Here is a 17,968-nt window from a genome sequence, read left to right on the forward strand (position 1 = left end):
CGTCGCGCAAGCAGCCGGCACCAACATCGAGGTGTCGGCGGCGAACCTGTCGCAGGTGAGTTACGTGTTCGGTCCCGGCGGCTCGCCGTCGGATACGCTCTGGGTGCGGGCCAATGATGGCACCCAGTGGGGGAGGTGGACGGCCTTTGCGGCCACGGCAACCGACCAGCCGCCGGTGGTCTCGGCCTCGAACGTTACGACGGTCTCCGGGCAGGTCTTTGCTGCTTCGAGCCTATTCAGCGTGACGGACGCGGACGGCGATACCATGACGAAATACGCGTTGTGGGATACCAACGGCAACGGGCATTGGAGCGTCAACGGAGCGACGCAGGCTGCGAATGTCGAGGTCGACATCACGGCGGCGCAACTTTCCGAGACCACCTATCAGGCCGGCTCGGGTACGGACCAGCTCTGGATCCGGGCCTATGACGGCATCGCATGGGGAGCGTGGCAGCCGTTCTACGCGACCGGAGAGAGCCCCAGCACTGCCACCATCGCAGCGGGTACCACCCTGGAATTGACGGGGGCTTCGAACGCCGCCGTTACGTTCCTGGGCAGCACGGGGACGCTGAAGCTCGACAATTCCGCGAGCTTCACCGGAACTGTCGCCGGGATGTCCGGTTCGGACACGATCGATTTCGCGAACATCAATTTCGCGAACGTTCAAACGCCGACCTTCACCGGAAACGCCTCGGGCGGAACGCTCACGGTGACGGACGGCACTGTCACCGCCAGCATTGCGCTGCTGGGCAACTACATGGCTTCCACATTCACGGCCTCGAGCGACGGCCATGGTGGTACCTCGGTCGTCGATCCGCCGGCGATGCAGGTCAGTCAGCTTGCGCAGCCGCAGCATGCGTAGGGGCTTGAGATAGGGCGGCTGTGGAGGGCCTGTTGCGGGCCCTCCGCAACCAAGATCGCTCAACCGGCAAAGTTGAAAGGCCCGCCTCCTGGCGGGCCTTTTTCTTGTCTTGCAGCGTTTCCGCGACGCCGCGCGACACCTAACGCCTCGTTGCTCAGTACCTGATCACAGCGACGAGCCGTTACAGGCTGCTTCCGCCGCCTGGTCGTCCACATTCGGGTCGGCCGCGGCGGTGGCCCAGGCGAGCTCGACGAGGGTCACGATCCGCCGGCCGGCACCGTCGAGCTGGCAGACGATCAGGCCTTGTTCTTCGATGTAGGTCAGAAGATGCCGGGCACGGCGCAGCGAATGCGTGCCGTAGGCGCGGGCGATCGCGGCATCGCTCGGGCACGGCCAGCCCTCCTTCGCGGCGCGGGCGATCATCATGAAGACGCCCTGCATGTCCTCGGGCAACAGCGCGGCACGCAACGAGACGTCCTGCCAGGCGTCGTCCTCCGCGACATCAGCGCCGAGCCCGGCGCGGGCGCGCGTCAGCATCCGGCGGAAATCGGTCAGCTCCGGCACCACGGCACCGAGACCCTCGATGCGGCAGCGGACCACGAACTCCTGATAGAGCACGCCGATGGCGCGGAAGCCGGCGTCGGGCTCGGCGAGGATAGCGCGCAGGATACGGTCCAACCGTTCACGCCGCTCGGCCAATTGCTCGGCGCTCGGCGGCGGCTCCGCAGCTTCGGGATCTGGCTCCGGTGCCGGCTGCTTGGCGGCCATCAACTGGCTGAGCAGGTCCGGCGACGGCGTCCGGCGCTGCGGCCGCACCGCTTCCGGCGGCGGAGCGGCGAGGATGATCGCGCGTGCGTCCTCCAGTGCCGCTTCAGGCAGCGGCATCAACCGCGGCGCCGCATTGCGCGGCTGGGTGTCGGTCGGACCGATGCGCAAGCCCAGCGGACGGCGGGAGAGCGCAGGTCCCAGCGCCATGAATTGTCCGCGCTCGAGGTCGCGGAAGGCTTCCGCCTGCCGCCGTTCCATGCCGAGCAGGTCGGCGGCGCGCGCCATGTCGATATCGAGGAAGGTGCGGCCCATCAGGAAGTTCGACGCTTCGGCCGCAACATTCTTGGCGAGCTTCGCCAGCCGCTGGGTTGCGATGATCCCGGCGAGCCCGCGCTTGCGACCGCGGCACATCAAATTGGTCATTGCACCGAGCGAAAGCTTGCGCGCCTCGTCGGACACCTCGCCCGCGACCGCCGGCGCGAACAGCTGCGCCTCGTCCACCACCACCAGCATCGGATACCAGTGGTCGCGGGCGACGTCGAACAGCCCGCCGAGGAAGGCCGCGGCGCGCCGCATCTGGTTCTCGGCGTCGAGTCCTTCGAGATTGAGCACCGTGGAGACGCGATGGATGCGCACGCGCTCGCCGGCGACCTGCAGGCTGCGCTCGGTGTGGTCCTCGGCGTCGATGACGAGGTGGCCAAATCGTTCGGCCAGGGTGACGAAATCACCTTCAGGATCGATGATGGTCTGCTGCACCCAGGGGGCGCTCTGTTCCAATAGCCGGCGCAGCAGATGGGATTTGCCGGAACCCGAATTGCCTTGTACCAAGAGGCGCGTCGCCAATAGCTCCTCGAGGTCGATGGCCGCCGAAGTGCCGGCCGTCGTTTGTCCCATCTCGATCGCTACGGTCATGTCCCGACTCAAATTGCCCTTGCGGAGAGGCGGCTTAACAAGCTGATCGCGCCGCGTCGAGCGAACCGCACCATCATCCCCAGGCGCGGCCGGGAGGCGGACGGTGTTGATGCTCGCCGGACGAGATGAAGATTGATCGAGCCACTACAACGTGTTGGCTTGCATGTCTGATGTAGATTTTTTCGAACCAGTTCCTGTTCAGCTGCGCGATCCGGCCCGGTTCGGACCCGCTCTTATTTAAGCAGCCCGTCGAACTCTCAGCCCGTCGAACTCAATGTCTGAGTTCAACTACGACGCATTCATTTCCTACATTCTTCCGGATCCAAACGGGATTGATCCCAGCTTGCAAGGCTCGCGTTGTCGAAGGCATCCGCCAAAAATCGAAGGTTTCACGGATCTTATCCCCGCTCACGCGCGCATGTGGCGGAGCGATCCTGATGTCGGGAGCGAGATGGTCGATCGCGTAAATCTTTCCGGCGTCGGTATTGATCTTTGCCGTTATCGCGTTCGGGCAGGTCTCGGCGCCCCTCGGCGACGGGATCTGGGACCAGGCCTCCTGGCTCGCACTTGCCGTGCCGCTGGTCATCATCGCTTTCTACATTTTCCGGCGTTCCGCGCGTCCTTCGTAGAAGGAGCGGGCGTTCGCAGTGACGTCGATGTGATCGGCGTCGCTATTCTCATGCCGGATACCTCCGTCCCGTTTGCCGGTGGTGTCTCGGCGCGCAAACCTCGTCATAGTCCGCCGCACAAAAGAAACGTGCGAGGAAACATGACTGAGAGCACCGTCGATACGCTTGCGCCGTCGGTCGCGGCGCCTGGCGCAGTGTCGCCGCGAAAAGTGTTTTGGGCGACCTGGTTCGGTTGGATGCTCGATGGCTTCGATTCGTCGATGTACGCCTACATCCTGGTCGGCGCGTTGAGCGAATTGCTGCCCGCCAGCGGCATTGAGCCGAGCAAGGCCAGTATCGGCATCTATGGCGGGCTCTTGTTCTCGATCTTCATGCTGGGCTGGGCCTGCTCGATGGTCTGGGGCTGGGCCGCGGACCGTTACGGACGGGTCCGGATCATGTGCTGGACGGTGCTGGTCTACTCGCTGTTCACGGCGCTGTGCGGGCTTGCGACCGGTATCGTGATGTTCGCATTGTTTCGCTTTGTTGCCGGCTTCGGCATCGGCGGCGAATGGGCCGCGGGCACGCCGCTGCTGCAGGAATCCGTGCCGGAGAATACGCGGGTGCGGCTCGCCGGATGGCTGCACACGGCGACGCCGACCGGGCTATTCCTCGCCGCCGCCGTCACGCTTGCGATTGGCAGCACGCTGGGCTGGCGCGGCATGTTCCTGCTCGGCATTCTGCCCGCGCTGCTGATCGCGTATCTGCGCAGCAACATTCCCGAACCCGAGCGCAGGGCTGCGCACGAGCAGCCGTCGGTCGCGGCCTTGTTTGCCGGCGACCAGGCGCGCACCACCTGGGCCGCGGCGCTGATGATGGCCTGCATCATCTTCGGCCTTTGGTCGTCGAACTTCTGGGCCCCGACCGTGATCTCGACCAAGCTGGTCGCCGCGGGCGCGACGCCGGCGCACGCGCAGGAGATGGGCGCGGTGGCCGGCCTGATCACCAATGTCGGCACGCTGATCGGCTGCCTCCTTGTACCATGGCTAACGACCTGGCTCGGCAGCCGGCGCCGCACCGCGGTGCTGTTCTTCGTCGGCGGGCTGATCTCCGTCGTGGTCTCCTATGAGGTCGCGATCGAATGGCTCGACAGCCTGACGCTGTTCATGGTGCTGCTGCCGGTGCTCGGCTTCTTCACCAATGGTGTGTTCGGCCTGTTCACGATCTGGCTGCCGGAGATGTTTCCTTCGGCGCTGCGCGGCTCGGGCTCCGGCTTCGCCTTCAGCATGGGCCGCGTGCTCGGCGCCGCCGGCCCGACCCTGATCGGCGCGCTCGCCGCCCGCACCGGCAGCTTCCCGCTGGCGATTTCGATGCTGTCGCTGATCTATGTAGTCGGCCTGCCGCTGATCGCCCTGGCGCCGGAGACGGCCGGCAAGCCGCTGGCGAGATAGCAGGCTACTTTGCACGTTGCGCGCGGCTTCGGCCGCGCGCCGTCTTACTCCGCCGGCTTCGCGGTCGCTGGCGTCTGCGCGGCCACGGGCGTCTGCGCAGCTACGGGTACCTTCGCGGGCGCCTTGTCGACCTTCTTCGACCAGGAGCGGTAATAGGCGAGTGCGGTCATCAGCACGATGCCAACAATGCTGACCGCGATCTGCATCCAGATGCTGCCGGAGACCTCGACCAGCAGCACATGCGCGATGACCGCGAGGAAAACGCCGGTGCAGAACACTTCGAGCGACTGCTGGCCGCATTTGATGATCGGCTGGAAGATCGGCCATTCATATCCGGGCCATTCGCGCGGCAGGAAGCGGGTGACGAAGAAGGCGAGGACGATGAAGTGCAGCACGCGATAAGGCGCAAGGTTGGTCTTGTCGTTCGGATTGAAGGCGTCATAGAGCCAGGCCGGCATCGCCTGTCCGAGCTCCGGGAAGCGGCCCGCCAAGGTCATGACCAGCGCGAACAGCAGATAGGCGCCGCCGAGCCAAAGGAAGGCGCGCGAGCGGATGAACGCGATCGATTCGCTCGCGCCGCCGAGCGCGAACCAGCCGCCGAACACGAACAGGAACTGCCAGCAGAACGGATTGAAATACCATGAGCCGGACGGATAGGCCGGCAGGTTCCAGCCGAATTGCCGCGCCGCGAGATAGAGCAGGAACGAGGCCAGCAGCGTCAGATTGAGCTTGCGCAGCATCGCCCACAGCACCAGCGGATAGCACAGCATCAGCGCGATATAGAGCGGCAGCACATCCATGTTGACCGGTTTGAACGCCAGGATCAGGCCCTGATAGAGCGTCTCGGCCGGATTGTGCATGAAGCCCGCGACGTTGAATTCGTCCTGCAGGTTCGGGTCGTGGTAGCGCTGGGAGAGATAGCCGATCTCGGCGATATAGATCACGAACAGCAGGACGTGGGCGACATAGATCTGCCAAGCGCGCTTGATCAGGCGGGTGGCGCCGATCACGGTGCCGCGCTCGAGCATCATGCGCGCATAGACGAAGGATGCGGTGTAGCCGGAGATGAACACGAACAGATCGGCCGCGTCGCTGAAGCCGAAATTCTTCTGCGTGATCCAGTTCACCGCGTTGTTCGGGATGTGATCGAGATAGATCGCCCAGTTGGCGAAGCCGCGCAGCAGATCGAGGCGATAGTCGCGGCCACGCGGCGGCAGAACAGCCTTGACGTCCATCGGTACGCTCCCATCCCGAGTGCCCGCGTGTCCGGTCGCGGGTCGCCCACGACGTCATACTAGAACAGGATTTCGACGGTTGTGTATTGGTTTTCCGGAAACGGATCGCCGCCACAGCCGGCCAAACAGCGATGAATTTGGATCAAATCGTTCGCGCCGCGAACCACGCGGTGCGTAGGATGGGTAGAGCGAAGCGAAACCCATCGCTCCGTGTCGACCTGACGAATGATGGGTTTCGCTTCGCTCTACCCATTCTACGAGAGCCGGCCGCGCACCGGCGCGGCTAACGCTGCACAAACCCGTTATGCAGCGTGGTGAACAGCGCCTTGCCCTTCTTCACCAGATCGTATTTGCGGCCGTAAAGCAGCCAGACGGCGGTGAGGTGGCACATCCCGCCCATCATCAGCGACATCGCGGTGTAGGGATCGAGATTGCGGCGATAGGTGCCGGCGCGGCTCGCCTGCCTGATCAACTGCACATAGCGCAGCGCGTATCTGTCGACCGCCTTCTTGATCCGCGGTTCGGCGGCAAGCACGCTCGGCCAGATCTCGAGGAAGAACACCCGGCCCCAGCTCGGGTTGTCCTTGATGTACTGGAAGTTGGTGAGGAAGATGATGCGGAGCTGGTCGACGGGATCGCCACCCTTGACCAGCAGCGGCTCGGTCTTCTGATACAGCGCCTCGAAATTGCCTTCGGGCACATCGAGCACCAGCGCGCGCTTGTCCTCGAAATAATCATAGATGCTGGAGAGCGGTACTTTCGCCGCGGCGGCGACCTCGGTGAGCGAGGTTCCGTCGATGCCTTTTTCGCCAAACAGCTTGGTGGCCGCCGTGAGGATCTGCTCGCGCCGGTCGCGGCTGCGTTGCTGCTTGAGCTTGAGTGTCGTCCCCGAAGCCACGGTGGTCTCCAAGAGCGTTTTCGCGCGAAGTGGATACCGGTTCGCGCAAGGAAGACGCGTCAAAGCAGGAATCTCATCCCCGTAAAAAAAACAGTAAGGCAGCGGGATCGGAACACAAGTGCTATTGCGACGGGATACAGCGGTAAAGCCTGCGGGTCAGACCGGCGCGTTCCGCCGTTCATGTGTGCGGAACGCGTTGCGGGCAATGATCTGGCGCATGATCTCGGAGGTGCCGTCTAGAATGCGGACCACCCGCGTTTCCCGCCAGATGCGCTCGATCGGCAGGTCTCTTGAATAACCGGCACCGCCGAACAGCTGCATGGTCGTGTCGGCGACGCGCTGCACCATGTCGGCGCCGGTATATTTGGAGAGCGCTGCCGCGGCGGTGCGGGCGGCGGCATCGCCCCGGTCGTAACGCCAGGCTGCCTCATAGGCGACAAGCCGCGCGGCATGCAGCGAACTCGCCATGTCGGCGATCTGCCACTCGAGGCCCTGATGGTCGCGCAGCTTGCGTCCGAACGTCTCGCGCTCCGAGACATGGTCGAGAGCGTAGTCCAGCAGCTGGCTCGCCGCGCCGACGCAATAGGCGCCCCAATGGGTGCGCCCGGCATCCAGGCACCGCATCGCGATGGCGAATCCTTCGCCCTCCTGTCCCAGCAGATTCTCGCGCGGAATACGGCAATCCTCGAAGATCACTTCGGCGTGCTCCGAGCCGCGTCCGGCAGCCATCTCGACCAGGCGGCCGATGGCAAGGCCCGGCGTCTTTGCGTCGACGACAAAGGCCGCGATGCCCTTGGCGCCGGCGGAGGGATCGAGCGTGGCGAACACCGTGAAGACGCCGGCCGCGGGCGCATTGGTGATATAGGTCTTGCGGCCGTCGAGCACGTAATGATCGCCGTCCCGCCGCGCCCGGGTCTGGATCCGGGCGGCATCGGATCCGGCATTCGGTTCGGTCAGCGCGAACGCGCCGATCACCCGTCCGCTGGCGAGCTCCGGCAGCCATCGGTCGCGAACCGCCGGCTGCGCGTAGAGCTCGATCGCCTTCGAGCCGATGTGAACGTTGACCCCGCTCAGATAGTAGAAGGCGGTGTGGGCCTTCGCGAGCTCCTCGATCGCGATGCAGCTGCCCAGCATCGTGAGGCCGAGGCCGCCGAATTGCTTCGGCGTGTTGGTGCCGAACAATCCCATCCTGCGCAGGCCGGCCATGGCGCTGTCCGGCACCTTGCCGGTCGCCTCGATCGCGGCATCGTGCGGCTGTAGCTCGCTGCGCACGAATTCACGCATCCGGCCTTGCAGAACGCGGAGGTCGTCGGGAAGCTCAAAATGCATCGCAGGCACCAAAAGTCGAATAATCTTCGAAAAATGTTGCGCCGCCTTCCGGCAGATGTCAAGGTTTTGCGGAAGTTCCGGAGAATACGGCATGCTCGCAGGCTTGATGCAGCAGGTCCCGCTCACCCTCAATCTGGTGAGGGACGTGTCGCGGATCTCTATCCGAACAAGACGGTGACGACGCGGTATTGCGACCGCGTCCATGTCATCAGCTATGCGGAGCTGCTCGGCCGCGCGGGCCAGCTCGCCAACTTCCTCGCCGAGATCGGCGTCGAGCGCGGCATGCGCGTTGCCACGCTGGCCTGGAACTCGCGCCGTCACCTCGAGCTTTATCTCGCCGTGCCCTGCATGGGCGCGGTGCTGCACACCATCAATGCGCGCCTGCACGCGCTTGATATCGCAAGACTGCTCGCCCACGCCGAGGATCGGGTGCTGTTCGTCGATCGTTCGATCTGGCGAACCGTCGGGACGGAGATCGAGCTGCGCAACACGTTTGAAGCTCACTAAACGCTTCAACCCATCTTCCGACCATCGCATCTTCCGCCGCAACTTTGTCCACTTGTTACGGGACAAAACCACGAGTTGTGGACTGGCGACCTGTCGCTTTGGGGAGAAGATCATGCCACGTTCGTTTCAATCCAATTATTCCGTTCGGCTCTTCCTCGGCCTCGCCGCCGCCCTCACGATCGGGCTTGCCTCGCCGGTATCAGCGCAACAGGCCTCCGGCACCGCGCTGGCCCGCGTGCTCGTGCTCGGTACCGGCGGCACCATCGCGGGGCAGGCCAGCGCACGCGCCGGCAACGCCTATGACTCAGGCAAGGTCAGCGCAGCCAACCTGGTCGCGGCGATCCCGGGCATCGACAAGCTCGCCCAGATGTCGGCCGAGCAGATTTCGTCGATCGGCTCGCAGGACATGAACGACAACGTGTGGTTCGACCTCGTCAAGCGCATCCGCGCGGCCATTGACGACAAGGAGGTCGACGGCGTCGTCATCACCCATGGCACCGACACGATGGAGGAGACCGCGTTCTTCCTGCAAAACGTACTCGACACCGACGTCCCGATCGTGCTGGTCGGATCGATGCGGCCCTCGACCGCGATCGGCGCCGACGGTCCGGCCAATCTCTACGAGGCGATGCGGGTCGCATCGGCCCCGGAATCCCGCGGCCGCGGCGTGCTCGTGGTGCTCAACGACACCATCCATGCCGCGCGCTGGGTGCAGAAGACCAACACCACCAGCGTCGAGACGTTCCGCTCGCTCGAAGCCGGCCCGGTCGGCTATGTCGACACCGGCTCGCTGCGCTTCCTGCAGCCGGCCGCACCCGTCAAGGCTGCCAGGTTGAAGCTGCCGGATGCGCCGCCCTTGCCGCGGGTCGACATCATCTATTCGCACGCCAACATGGACGCCGCTGAGGTCGAGGATGCGGTCAGGCGCGGCGCCAAGGGCATCGTGCTGGCCGGCGTCGGCGACGGCAATTCATCGAAGGGCGCGATCGATGCGCTGGCCGCCGCGGCGAAGCAGGGCGTCGTGGTGGTGCGTTCGACCCGGGTCGGCTCAGGCTTCGTCAACCGCAACGTCGAGGTCGAGGACGACAAGCTCGGCTTCGCGGTCTCGCTCGATCTCAACCCGCAGAAGGCGCGGGTATTGCTCGAGCTCCTGATCGCGAACGGCATCACCGAGCCGTCGGCGGTTCAACAGGCGTTCGCGCGGTAGACCACCGGTTTTGAGGCGCCGTCGGCTTCGCCTGCGCGGCCTTGTTCGCCGCGCGCCACGCTGGGAGCAGCAGGGCGCGCGCTTCCGCGATGCGCGACATCACGGTGGTGACAGGAATGCCGGTGACTTCGGCGATCTCCTTGTAGGAGAGATCGATCATCTCGCGCAGCGCGATGACCTCGCCGAGCGGGGCGGGCAGGTCATGGATGAGTTGCCGGATGGTCGGGGTGTCGCGCCGTTCCGGCGTTACATTGTTGCCGGAGGGTTTCCGGTCGAGTTTCTCTTGGCAGACGGCTTTGAGGATCGCGAGCAGCCACGGCCTGATGGCCGGGCCGCGAACGCCGTCGAACCGGCGCAGTGCGCGCCGATAGCATTCCTGCACGGCCAGTTCGGCGTCCGCCTCGGTCCGCATCAGGACCTGGGCGAACGCGTAGGCATCGTCGAGACACGGCAATGCCGCGTCGCGAAACTGCTGCGCCGTTTTATTCCCGGCTTTCGCACTTCGCATCATAGGGTTGCATCTCGTGAATAGCTTTACCGGCAATCGGCGCAGTGGTATCAGGCTCCGCGCCGGAGTCGTGGACCGTCGCGCCAAGCGTAGGGACAGGAACGACGTGCGCACACGACATGCGCGCGGCGGACAGCAAGCGATCGATCGTGTCAGCCCTGATCGATCGAGCGTCGGAGCGCGGATCATGTCCGAGACACAGGTGCCCAACCGGTTCTCGATTTTCCATCATGGGCTGGCCAAAGGGCCGGCCTATGAGGCTTGGCGCGAAGGGATTTGCCGCGGCTTCTGCCGGCTCGACGTCGGACCGACCGACGACAACCGCATCGACTGCCACAACGAGTTTACGCTGCTGCATACGGTCGCCATCGCGACGCCGCGCGGCGGCTCGGCCCGCTTCGCCCGCACCCGCGCGCTTCTGAATGACGGCTGCGACGACCTCGTCCTGATCTCTGCGACGCGCGGCACGGTGCAGGTCACGCAGGCAGGCAAGGCGATCGAGCTTCAGCGCGGCCAGATGTGCCTCACCGAAATGAATATCGTCGGCACCGCCGACCTCACCCGGTCGGGCAGCTTTACGACGACGCGGTTTCCGCGGCGCCTGCTGCTCCAGGTCGCACCATTGGTGGAAACGCAGCTGGCGCGGGTACTCGGGCGCGAGCCGGCCCTGGGCGCGATGATCGAGCGCTATTCCGTGCTCTGCACCGAGCTTGCCGGCGATCTGGACGTGCCCGGCCAGCGGGCGGCGGCGCACCATCTCGCCGACCTGGCGGGTCTCGTTCTCGGCAGCAGCGCCGAGACAAAGCAGCTGTCGGCACGCGACGGCGTGGCGAAGGCGCGGCTCGATCTGATGAAGGCCGATGTTCTCAAAAATCTCGACAACGGTAAGCTCACGATCGAAGCCATAGCAAAGGCGAATGCGCTGAGCACCCGCCAGGCGCAGCGCCTGTTCGCGTCCGCAGGAACGACATTCTCGGAGTTCGTCCTCGAGCAGCGCCTGCTGCGGGCGCGCCGGCTACTGCTGCACGAAGAGGGCGCCGGCCGCAAGGTCAGCGACATCGCCTATACGGTCGGCTTCAACGACTTGTCCTATTTCCATCGCGCGTTCCGCCGGAAGTTCGGCATAGCACCGGCGGAGATGCAGATGGAACTGGGGCGGCGGCATTGAACGCCTCCTGCCGCGGCGCTAGATCAGCAGACCAGCTTCATCGCAACGAGGGCGCTGCCAATGCCTCTGTGGACCTGCGAACAATGCGGCGCGCAATTTCCTGAGACCGCTGCGCCGCCGCCGGCTTGCCCGATCTGCGAGGACGAGCGGCAATATGTGAACTGGAAGGGGCAGGCGTGGCTGACGCGCGAGGAGCTCGCAGAGCGGCACAAACTGGTCTGTCGCGACGATCTTGGCCTCGTCGGGATCGCGCTCGAGCCGTCCTTTGCGATCGGGCAGCGCGCGCTGCTGGTGCCGGACCGCGGCGGCTGCGTGATGTGGGACTGCGTGCCGCTGGCAACCGCCGAGGCGATCGCCCATGTCAGATCGCTCGGCGGGCTGAAGGCGATTGCGATCTCGCATCCGCATTATTATGGCGCGGTCGCCGACTGGAGCGCGGCGTTCGACAATGCCCCGGTCTATCTGCACGGCGACGATGCACAATGGGTGACGCGGCCTTATCCGTCGATCGTGCCGTGGCAGGGGGACAGCCATCGCATCTCCGACGACATCCTGCTGGTGCGCGGCGGCGGGCATTTTGCCGGCGCCACCATGCTGCATTGGCGCAATGGCGCCGACGGGCGCGGCGCGCTTCTGACCGGGGATATCGCGATGGTGGCGATGGACCGCCGCTCGGTCAGCTTCATGTATTCCTACCCGAACTATATCCCGCTCAATGCATCAGCGGTCCGCCGCCTCGCGCGCGCGGTCGAGCCGCTGGCCTATGATCGGATCTATGGCGCCTGGTGGGGCAAGAACATCGCCTCCGACGCCAAGGCGGCGTTCGACCGCTCGGTGCAGCGCTATCTCGCGGCGATCTCGGACTGACGGTTCCGGCCGCTTTTGGCAACCTTGCCACGCGGCGCGATCGCGCTATATCAGGGCTTTCCCGCCCCTTACCGATTGTCCGAGTTTCCGCATGACCACAACTGCCGCTGCCGAATCCCAGCCATTCCAGGCCGAGGTTGCCGAATTGCTGCACCTGATGGTGCATTCGGTCTATTCCGAGACCGATATCTTCCTGCGCGAGTTGATCTCGAACGCGTCGGATGCCTGCGACAAGCTGCGCTACGAGGCGATCGCCAATCCGTCCCTGATCACGGACGGCACGCCGCCGGAGATCAGGATCGTCCCGAACAAGGCGGCCAACACGCTTGCCGTGGTTGATACCGGCATCGGCATGGAGCGCCAGGAGCTGATCGACAATCTCGGCACCATCGCGCGCTCCGGCACCAGATCGTTCCTGTCGAAGCTCACCGAGGCCAAGGACGGCGCCAACCTGATCGGCCAGTTCGGCGTCGGCTTCTATGCCGCCTTCATGGTCGCCGAAAAGATCGTCGTCACCAGCCGCCGCGCCGGCTCGGACGAGGTGTGGGTGTGGACGTCGGAAGGCGGCAGCGGCTTCGAGATCGCACCGGGGGGCGAAGAGGCCGCCCAGCGTGTCGCGCGCGGCACCGAGATCGTGCTGCATCTGAAGAAGGACGCCGCCAAGTATCTCGAGGCCTACGAGATCGAGCGCATCGTCCGCGAATATTCCGACAACATCCAGTTTCCGATCCTGCTGGTGCCGGAAGAGGGCGAGCCGCGCCAGATCAACTCGGCGAGCGCGCTGTGGCAGCGCTCGAAATCCGAGCTCAAGCCGGAGGATTACGCCCAGGCCTACAAGCAGATCGCCGGCGCGTTCGACGAGCCGGCGATGACGCTGCATTACCGTGCCGAGGGCCGGCAGTCCTACGCCGTGCTGCTGTTCGCGCCGTCGCAAAAGCCGTTCGACCTGTTCCAGGTCGAGCGCAAGGGTAAGGTCAAGCTCTACGTCCGCCGCGTCTTCATCGCCGACGATGCCGAGCTGCTGCCGGCTTACTTGCGCTTCATCCGGGGTGTGATCGACAGTGAGGACCTGCCGCTCAACATCTCGCGCGAGATGCTGCAGAACAATCCGCAGCTCGCGCAGATCCGCAAGGCCGTCACCGGCCGCGTGATCGGCGAGTTGGAGACGCTCGGCGAGAAGGAGCCGGAGACCTTCGCAAAGATCTGGAACGCGTTCGGCCCGGTGATCAAGGAAGGCCTGTGGGAGGATTTCGAGCGCCGCGACAAGCTGCTGGCACTGGCGCGCTTCACCACGACGTCGGGCGAGAACCGCTCGCTGAAGCAGGTTGTCGACGACTTCAAGCCGAACCAGACCGAGATCTATTATCTGGTCGGCGACAGCGTCGAGCGGCTGAAGTCGAACCCGAAGCTGGAATCGGCGCGCGCCCGCGGCATCGAGGTGCTGCTCCTGACCGATCCGGTCGATGCGTTCTGGACCTCGGCGCCGCTCGATTTCGGCGGCAAGCCGCTGAAGTCGCTGAGCCAGGGCGATGTCGATTTCGGCCTGATCCCGCTTGCCGACGACAAGGACGACAAGAAGGACGAACCCGCGGCCGACGCGGCGACCACGATCGCCGTGATCAAGGACGCGCTCGGCGAGCGCGTCTCCGACGTCCGGGCTTCGCAGCGGCTGACCGCGAGCGCGTCGTGCCTCGTTGCCGGCGGCGATGCGCGCGACCGCGCGCTGGAGCGGCTGCTCGCCCAGCAGAACCGCGGCGCGATCACAAAGCCGGTGCTCGAGATCAATTTGCGCCACCCGCTGGTCGCGGCGCTCGCGACCGATACCGCGCAGGCGAAGGACCTGTCGCTGCTGCTGTTCGAACAGGCGCAGATCCTCGACGGCGAGATGCCCGACGACCCCGCCGCGTTCGCTGGGCGCATGAACCAGCTCGTGCTGCGCGGATTGGGGAAGTAGAGCGCGAACTCTGAACCCGTCATCCTGAGCCCGCCCGGATGGAGCGAAGCGCAATCCGGGACAGGTCCATCCGTGGATAGCGCGGCCCCGGATTTCGCTGCGCTCCATCCGGGCTACGCATTCCTAAAACTGGCAGGCTGACTGCGCCGCCCAGGCGCTTGACAGGCCGCGCCTCATTGATGTTATGTTATAACATAACATCAAGCCAATGCCCCATGTCCCGCCGCCGCCGATCCCTCCAGCAACTGTTTGATCTCGATGCAAAAACTCCCCGTCACCATCTTGTCCGGCTTCCTCGGGGCTGGAAAGACCACTTTGCTGAACCACGTCCTGAACAACCGCCGCGGTCTGAAGGTTGCGGTGATTGTGAACGACATGAGCGAGGTGAACATCGACGCCGACCTGGTTCGCGATGGCGGTGCGAACCTGTCCCGGACTGACGAAAAACTGGTCGAGATGAGCAATGGCTGCATCTGCTGCACCCTGCGCGACGATCTGCTGAAGGAGGTACGCACGCTCGCCGAGAGCGGCCGCTTCGATTATCTCCTGATCGAATCGACCGGCATTTCCGAGCCGCTGCCGGTCGCCGCGACCTTCGAGTTTCGCGATGAAGATGGCCAAAGCCTCTCCGACATCGCGCGGCTCGACACCATGGTCACGGTGGTCGACGCCGCCAATCTCCTGAAGGACTACGCCTCGACCGATTTCCTCAGCCAGCGCGGCGAAGCGCTCGACGGCGACAAGCGCACGCTGGTCGATCTGCTGGTCGAGCAGATCGAGTTCGCCGATGTCGTGGTGCTGAACAAGATCGATGCCGCGACGCCTGCGCAGCGCGAGGCCGCCCGTACCATCGTGCGTGCGCTCAATCCCGAGGCCGACCTCGTCGAAGCGAATTTTGCGCAAGTCCCGTTCGACCGCGTGCTCGACACCGGCCGCTTTGCCTATGAGCGCGCGCAGCAGCATCCGCTCTGGCACAAGGAACTCTATGGCTTTGCCGGGCACGTGCCGGAGACCGAGGAATACGGCATCACGAGCTTCGTCTACCGGGCGCGGCGCCCGTTCGATCCGCTGCGCTTCCACGCCTTCCTGCGCGAGAGCTGGCAAGGCGTGATCCGCGCCAAGGGCCATTTCTGGATCGCGACGCGCCCGGATTGGTGCGGCGAGCTGAGCCAGGCCGGCGCCATCGTGCGGACCGAAGGGCTCGGTTCGTGGTGGGCCGCGATCCCGCGCGAGCGCTGGCCGGATCATCCGGACTGGCGGCTGATGATGCAGCGGAGCTGGAACGATCTCTACGGCGATCGCCGGCAGGAGCTGGTCTTCATCGGCTCCGGCATGGACGAGGACTACATCCGCCGCAGGCTCGATGCCTGCCTCGTCACCGGCAGGCCGGGCATGGACCCGCAAGCCTGGGCCGGGCTGCGCGATCCGTTTCCGCCGTGGAGCAGGACAGGCGAGGCGGCGTGAGACAGTCACCGTAGCCCGGATGGAGCGAAGCGCAATCCGGGGTCTCCCGCCGCTTGAGAGGTCCCCGGATTTCGCTGCGCTCCATCCGGGCTACGCTTCTAAAACCGGTCCCAACCCGCGCCGTTTCTGCTAGAGAATCCCGCATCAGGGCGGAAACGGCGCGGCGTTGCGATGGCTGGCGGCAGCGATATCTTCTACGGCGGCATTCCGGTGTTTCGCGGCTTCGCGCGGCTGATGGACCCCGCGCTGTATGCGCCGTTGCCGGATGACTGGACGGTCGGCGTCGCCGACATCGTGGAATCGACCAAGGCGATCGCAGCGCAGCGCTACAAGGCGGTCAACATGGCCGGCGCCGCGGTGGTCGCCGCCGTCACCAATGCGCTGGAGGGCCGCGAATTCCCCTTCGTGTTCGGCGGCGACGGTGCGAGTTTTGCGGTCGCGCCCGCCGATCTCGACAAGGCGCGCGAAGCCCTCGCCGCGACCGCGCGCTGGGTGCACGACGACCTCGATTTGGTGCTGCGGGTGGCGCTGGTGCCGATGGCGGCGATCCGCGCCGCGGGCGCCGATGTCCGCGTCGCGCGCTTCGGGCCGTCGGCCAATCTGTCCTATGCGATGTTCTCAGGCGGCGGTCTTGCTTACGCCGATGCCGCGATGAAGCGCGCCGAGTTCGCGGTCGATCCGGCGCCTCAGGGCACGCAACCCGATTTGTCCGGCCTGTCCTGCCGCTTCGAGGTGATGCCGTCCGCGCGCGGCGTCATTCTGTCGGTGCTGGTGCTGCCGGCGAAGAACGCCGATCCCGCGTCCTTCCGCAAGGTGATCGAGGATATCGTCGTCCGCGTCGAGAAAAGTCCCGATGCCGGACGGCCGGTGCCCGCCAGCGGTCCGCCGCTGCACTGGCCGCCGCAGGGAATGGAGTACGAGGCGCGCGCACGGCGCCGCGGCCCGCTCGCGCTGCGTCGCGCCGTGGTGCTCACATTCACGCTGTGGGCCTATACGCTGATGCGGTTCAACATCCCAGTCGGCAAGTTCGCGCCGAAACGTTATCTGCAGCAGGTGGTCGAGAATTCAGACTTTCGCAAGTTCGACGACGGCCTGCGCATGATCCTGGATTGCACGCCGGAGCTCGCTTCCGACATCGAGCAGCGCCTCGCCGCCGCCGCGGCGCAGGGCATCGTGCGTTATGGCCTGCACGAGCAGGATGCCGCGATGATGACCTGCTTCACCCCGTCGGTGATGCGCGCCGACCACGTCCACTTCATCGACGGCGCCCGCGGCGGCTACGCCTCGGCCGCGACGGTGCTGAAGGCGCGCGCGGTGTAGCAATTTTTCTCACCTCTCCACGCTCGTTTGCGGGGAGAGGTCGGACGCCACGCCTCGCGTGGCTTCCGGGTGAGGGCAGGCAATGCGTGGCCGCAAGGAGATATTCATCAGACTCGCGAGATCGACGGTGAGCTGACTACAATTCAGATATGGCTACGCGGATAGAGCCCCTCACCCCAACCCTCTCCCCGCAAGAGCGGGGCGAGGGAGCACGGTCCCGTCGCGGTTACCGCTCGGCTCAGAATTACCGCCCCACCCGCGTCCAGGTCTCGCCGCCGCACAGCGCGCCGACGCAGCCTTCGACGCGCAGCGTGCTCTCGCCGGTCACCGAGATGCTGCTCGCATAGGTGCCGCCGTCGTCGGCGTTGTAGATCTGGCCCGACCATTTGCCCGCGGCGACCGGATGCATGCCGGAAAACAGCGGCAGCCCGATGATCGGCCGGCTGGACAGCGACGGATTCGGATTCTTGTTGTCGACCTGGGGCTTGCCGGTCATCGGATCGATCGGGTCGCGCAGGCTCACCACCACGCCGCAGATGCCGCCGCCGCATTTGCTGATCTTGACGCGGGCATCGCCGGCCTGGGTCTGCCAGACCCGACCGGCTCAGGCGCGCCTTGCGCATGCGCGGCGGGCACGGCAAGCGCCGTCGCAATGATTGCGATCATGAATTCGAATCTGCAGGCCATGGCTCATTCCCCCAGAGCATGATCCGGAAAAGTGCGAAGCGGTTTTCCGAAAAGATCGTGATCAAACAAAGAGCTAAAGCGCGATGACGATTCGACCCAATCTCATCGCGCTTTAGTCTTACTGTGTCATAAGTGGATCGGCGGGTCGCGCCCTTTGATGAGCCGGATGCAGCAAGGACACCTTTGCATGCGGCCGAGGAGCGCGACGCTCAAGCGGCGTCGC

At 65.2% G+C, this 17,968-nt stretch carries 14 protein-coding genes and 1 pseudogene; 9 read left to right on the forward strand and 6 right to left on the reverse strand.

The features are described 5' to 3' along the window. A partial coding sequence (locus ACZBJS_RS39650; RefSeq protein WP_463440100.1) for a hypothetical protein occupies window positions 1-862 on the forward strand: 862 nt, incomplete at its 5' end. Between the two features lie 165 nt (window positions 863-1,027). Here ACZBJS_RS39650 and ACZBJS_RS39655 read toward each other — a convergent pair. Next, window positions 1,028-2,542 carry a helicase HerA domain-containing protein gene (locus ACZBJS_RS39655; protein WP_316396069.1) on the reverse strand — a complete coding sequence of 505 codons (1,515 nt, stop codon included), beginning with the start codon at window positions 2,540-2,542 and terminating at the stop codon, window positions 1,028-1,030. 769 nt (window positions 2,543-3,311) lie between these two features. Between ACZBJS_RS39655 and ACZBJS_RS39660 the strand changes: the two genes are divergently transcribed. Beyond that, window positions 3,312-4,601, forward strand: coding sequence for an MFS transporter (locus ACZBJS_RS39660; protein ID WP_316396071.1), 1,290 nt, complete (start codon window positions 3,312-3,314; stop codon window positions 4,599-4,601). Window positions 4,602-4,645: 44 nt separating this feature from the next. Here ACZBJS_RS39660 and ACZBJS_RS39665 read toward each other — a convergent pair whose 3' ends face one another. From ACZBJS_RS39665 to ACZBJS_RS39675, 3 genes are all read right to left on the reverse strand, one after another. Then, window positions 4,646-5,836 (reverse strand): OpgC domain-containing protein, encoded by a 1,191-nt coding sequence (locus ACZBJS_RS39665; RefSeq protein ID WP_076828107.1) that lies wholly within the window; start codon window positions 5,834-5,836, stop codon window positions 4,646-4,648. Window positions 5,837-6,119: 283 nt separating this feature from the next. Next, a complete protein-coding gene (locus ACZBJS_RS39670; protein WP_076828126.1) occupies window positions 6,120-6,734 on the reverse strand; it encodes a TetR/AcrR family transcriptional regulator in 615 nt (204 codons plus the stop codon). 156 nt (window positions 6,735-6,890) lie between these two features. Beyond that, on the reverse strand, window positions 6,891-8,063 hold the full coding sequence (locus tag ACZBJS_RS39675; protein ID WP_076828105.1) for an acyl-CoA dehydrogenase family protein: 1,173 nt from the start codon (window positions 8,061-8,063) through the stop codon (window positions 6,891-6,893). A 33-nt stretch (window positions 8,064-8,096) separates the two neighbouring features. Here ACZBJS_RS39675 and ACZBJS_RS39680 point away from each other — a divergent pair, with 33 nt between their 5' ends. Next, on the forward strand, window positions 8,097-8,570 hold the full coding sequence (locus ACZBJS_RS39680; protein ID WP_316396074.1) for an AMP-binding protein: 474 nt from the start codon (window positions 8,097-8,099) through the stop codon (window positions 8,568-8,570). A gap of 112 nt (window positions 8,571-8,682) precedes the next feature. Next, entirely contained in the window at window positions 8,683-9,777 is a 1,095-nt protein-coding gene (locus ACZBJS_RS39685) for an asparaginase (RefSeq protein WP_194295354.1), read from the forward strand. Here the strand turns inward: ACZBJS_RS39685 and ACZBJS_RS39690 are convergent. Then, entirely contained in the window at window positions 9,737-10,288 is a 552-nt protein-coding gene (locus tag ACZBJS_RS39690) for a sigma factor-like helix-turn-helix DNA-binding protein (protein WP_244558823.1), read from the reverse strand. The genes ACZBJS_RS39685 and ACZBJS_RS39690 overlap by 41 nt on opposite strands. Before the next feature lie 184 nt (window positions 10,289-10,472). On the opposite strand from ACZBJS_RS39690, the gene ACZBJS_RS39695 reads away from it, so the two are divergent. From ACZBJS_RS39695 to ACZBJS_RS39715, 5 genes are all read left to right on the forward strand, one after another. Beyond that, window positions 10,473-11,453: an AraC family transcriptional regulator gene (locus ACZBJS_RS39695; RefSeq protein WP_076828101.1), complete on the forward strand. Its 981-nt coding sequence runs from the start codon at window positions 10,473-10,475 to the stop codon at window positions 11,451-11,453. A gap of 60 nt (window positions 11,454-11,513) precedes the next feature. Next, window positions 11,514-12,320 carry an MBL fold metallo-hydrolase gene (locus tag ACZBJS_RS39700; RefSeq protein WP_168858395.1) on the forward strand — a complete coding sequence of 269 codons (807 nt, stop codon included), beginning with the start codon at window positions 11,514-11,516 and terminating at the stop codon, window positions 12,318-12,320. A 91-nt stretch (window positions 12,321-12,411) separates the two neighbouring features. Then, window positions 12,412-14,274, forward strand: a complete 1,863-nt coding sequence (htpG, locus tag ACZBJS_RS39705; RefSeq protein WP_316396076.1) for a molecular chaperone HtpG — start codon at window positions 12,412-12,414, stop codon at window positions 14,272-14,274. A 258-nt stretch (window positions 14,275-14,532) separates the two neighbouring features. After that, window positions 14,533-15,738 carry a zinc metallochaperone GTPase ZigA gene (gene zigA / locus ACZBJS_RS39710; RefSeq protein WP_316396077.1) on the forward strand — a complete coding sequence of 402 codons (1,206 nt, stop codon included), beginning with the start codon at window positions 14,533-14,535 and terminating at the stop codon, window positions 15,736-15,738. A gap of 171 nt (window positions 15,739-15,909) precedes the next feature. Then, on the forward strand, window positions 15,910-17,058 hold the full coding sequence (locus ACZBJS_RS39715; protein WP_057018114.1) for a DUF3095 domain-containing protein: 1,149 nt from the start codon (window positions 15,910-15,912) through the stop codon (window positions 17,056-17,058). A 244-nt stretch (window positions 17,059-17,302) separates the two neighbouring features. On the opposite strand, the pseudogene ACZBJS_RS39720 reads toward ACZBJS_RS39715, so the two are convergent. Then, window positions 17,303-17,745, reverse strand: a pseudogene (locus ACZBJS_RS39720) (DUF2147 domain-containing protein). Window positions 17,746-17,968 lie beyond the last annotated feature (223 nt).

The sequence above is a fragment of the Bradyrhizobium sp. KZN70725 genome, from assembly GCF_055264925.1.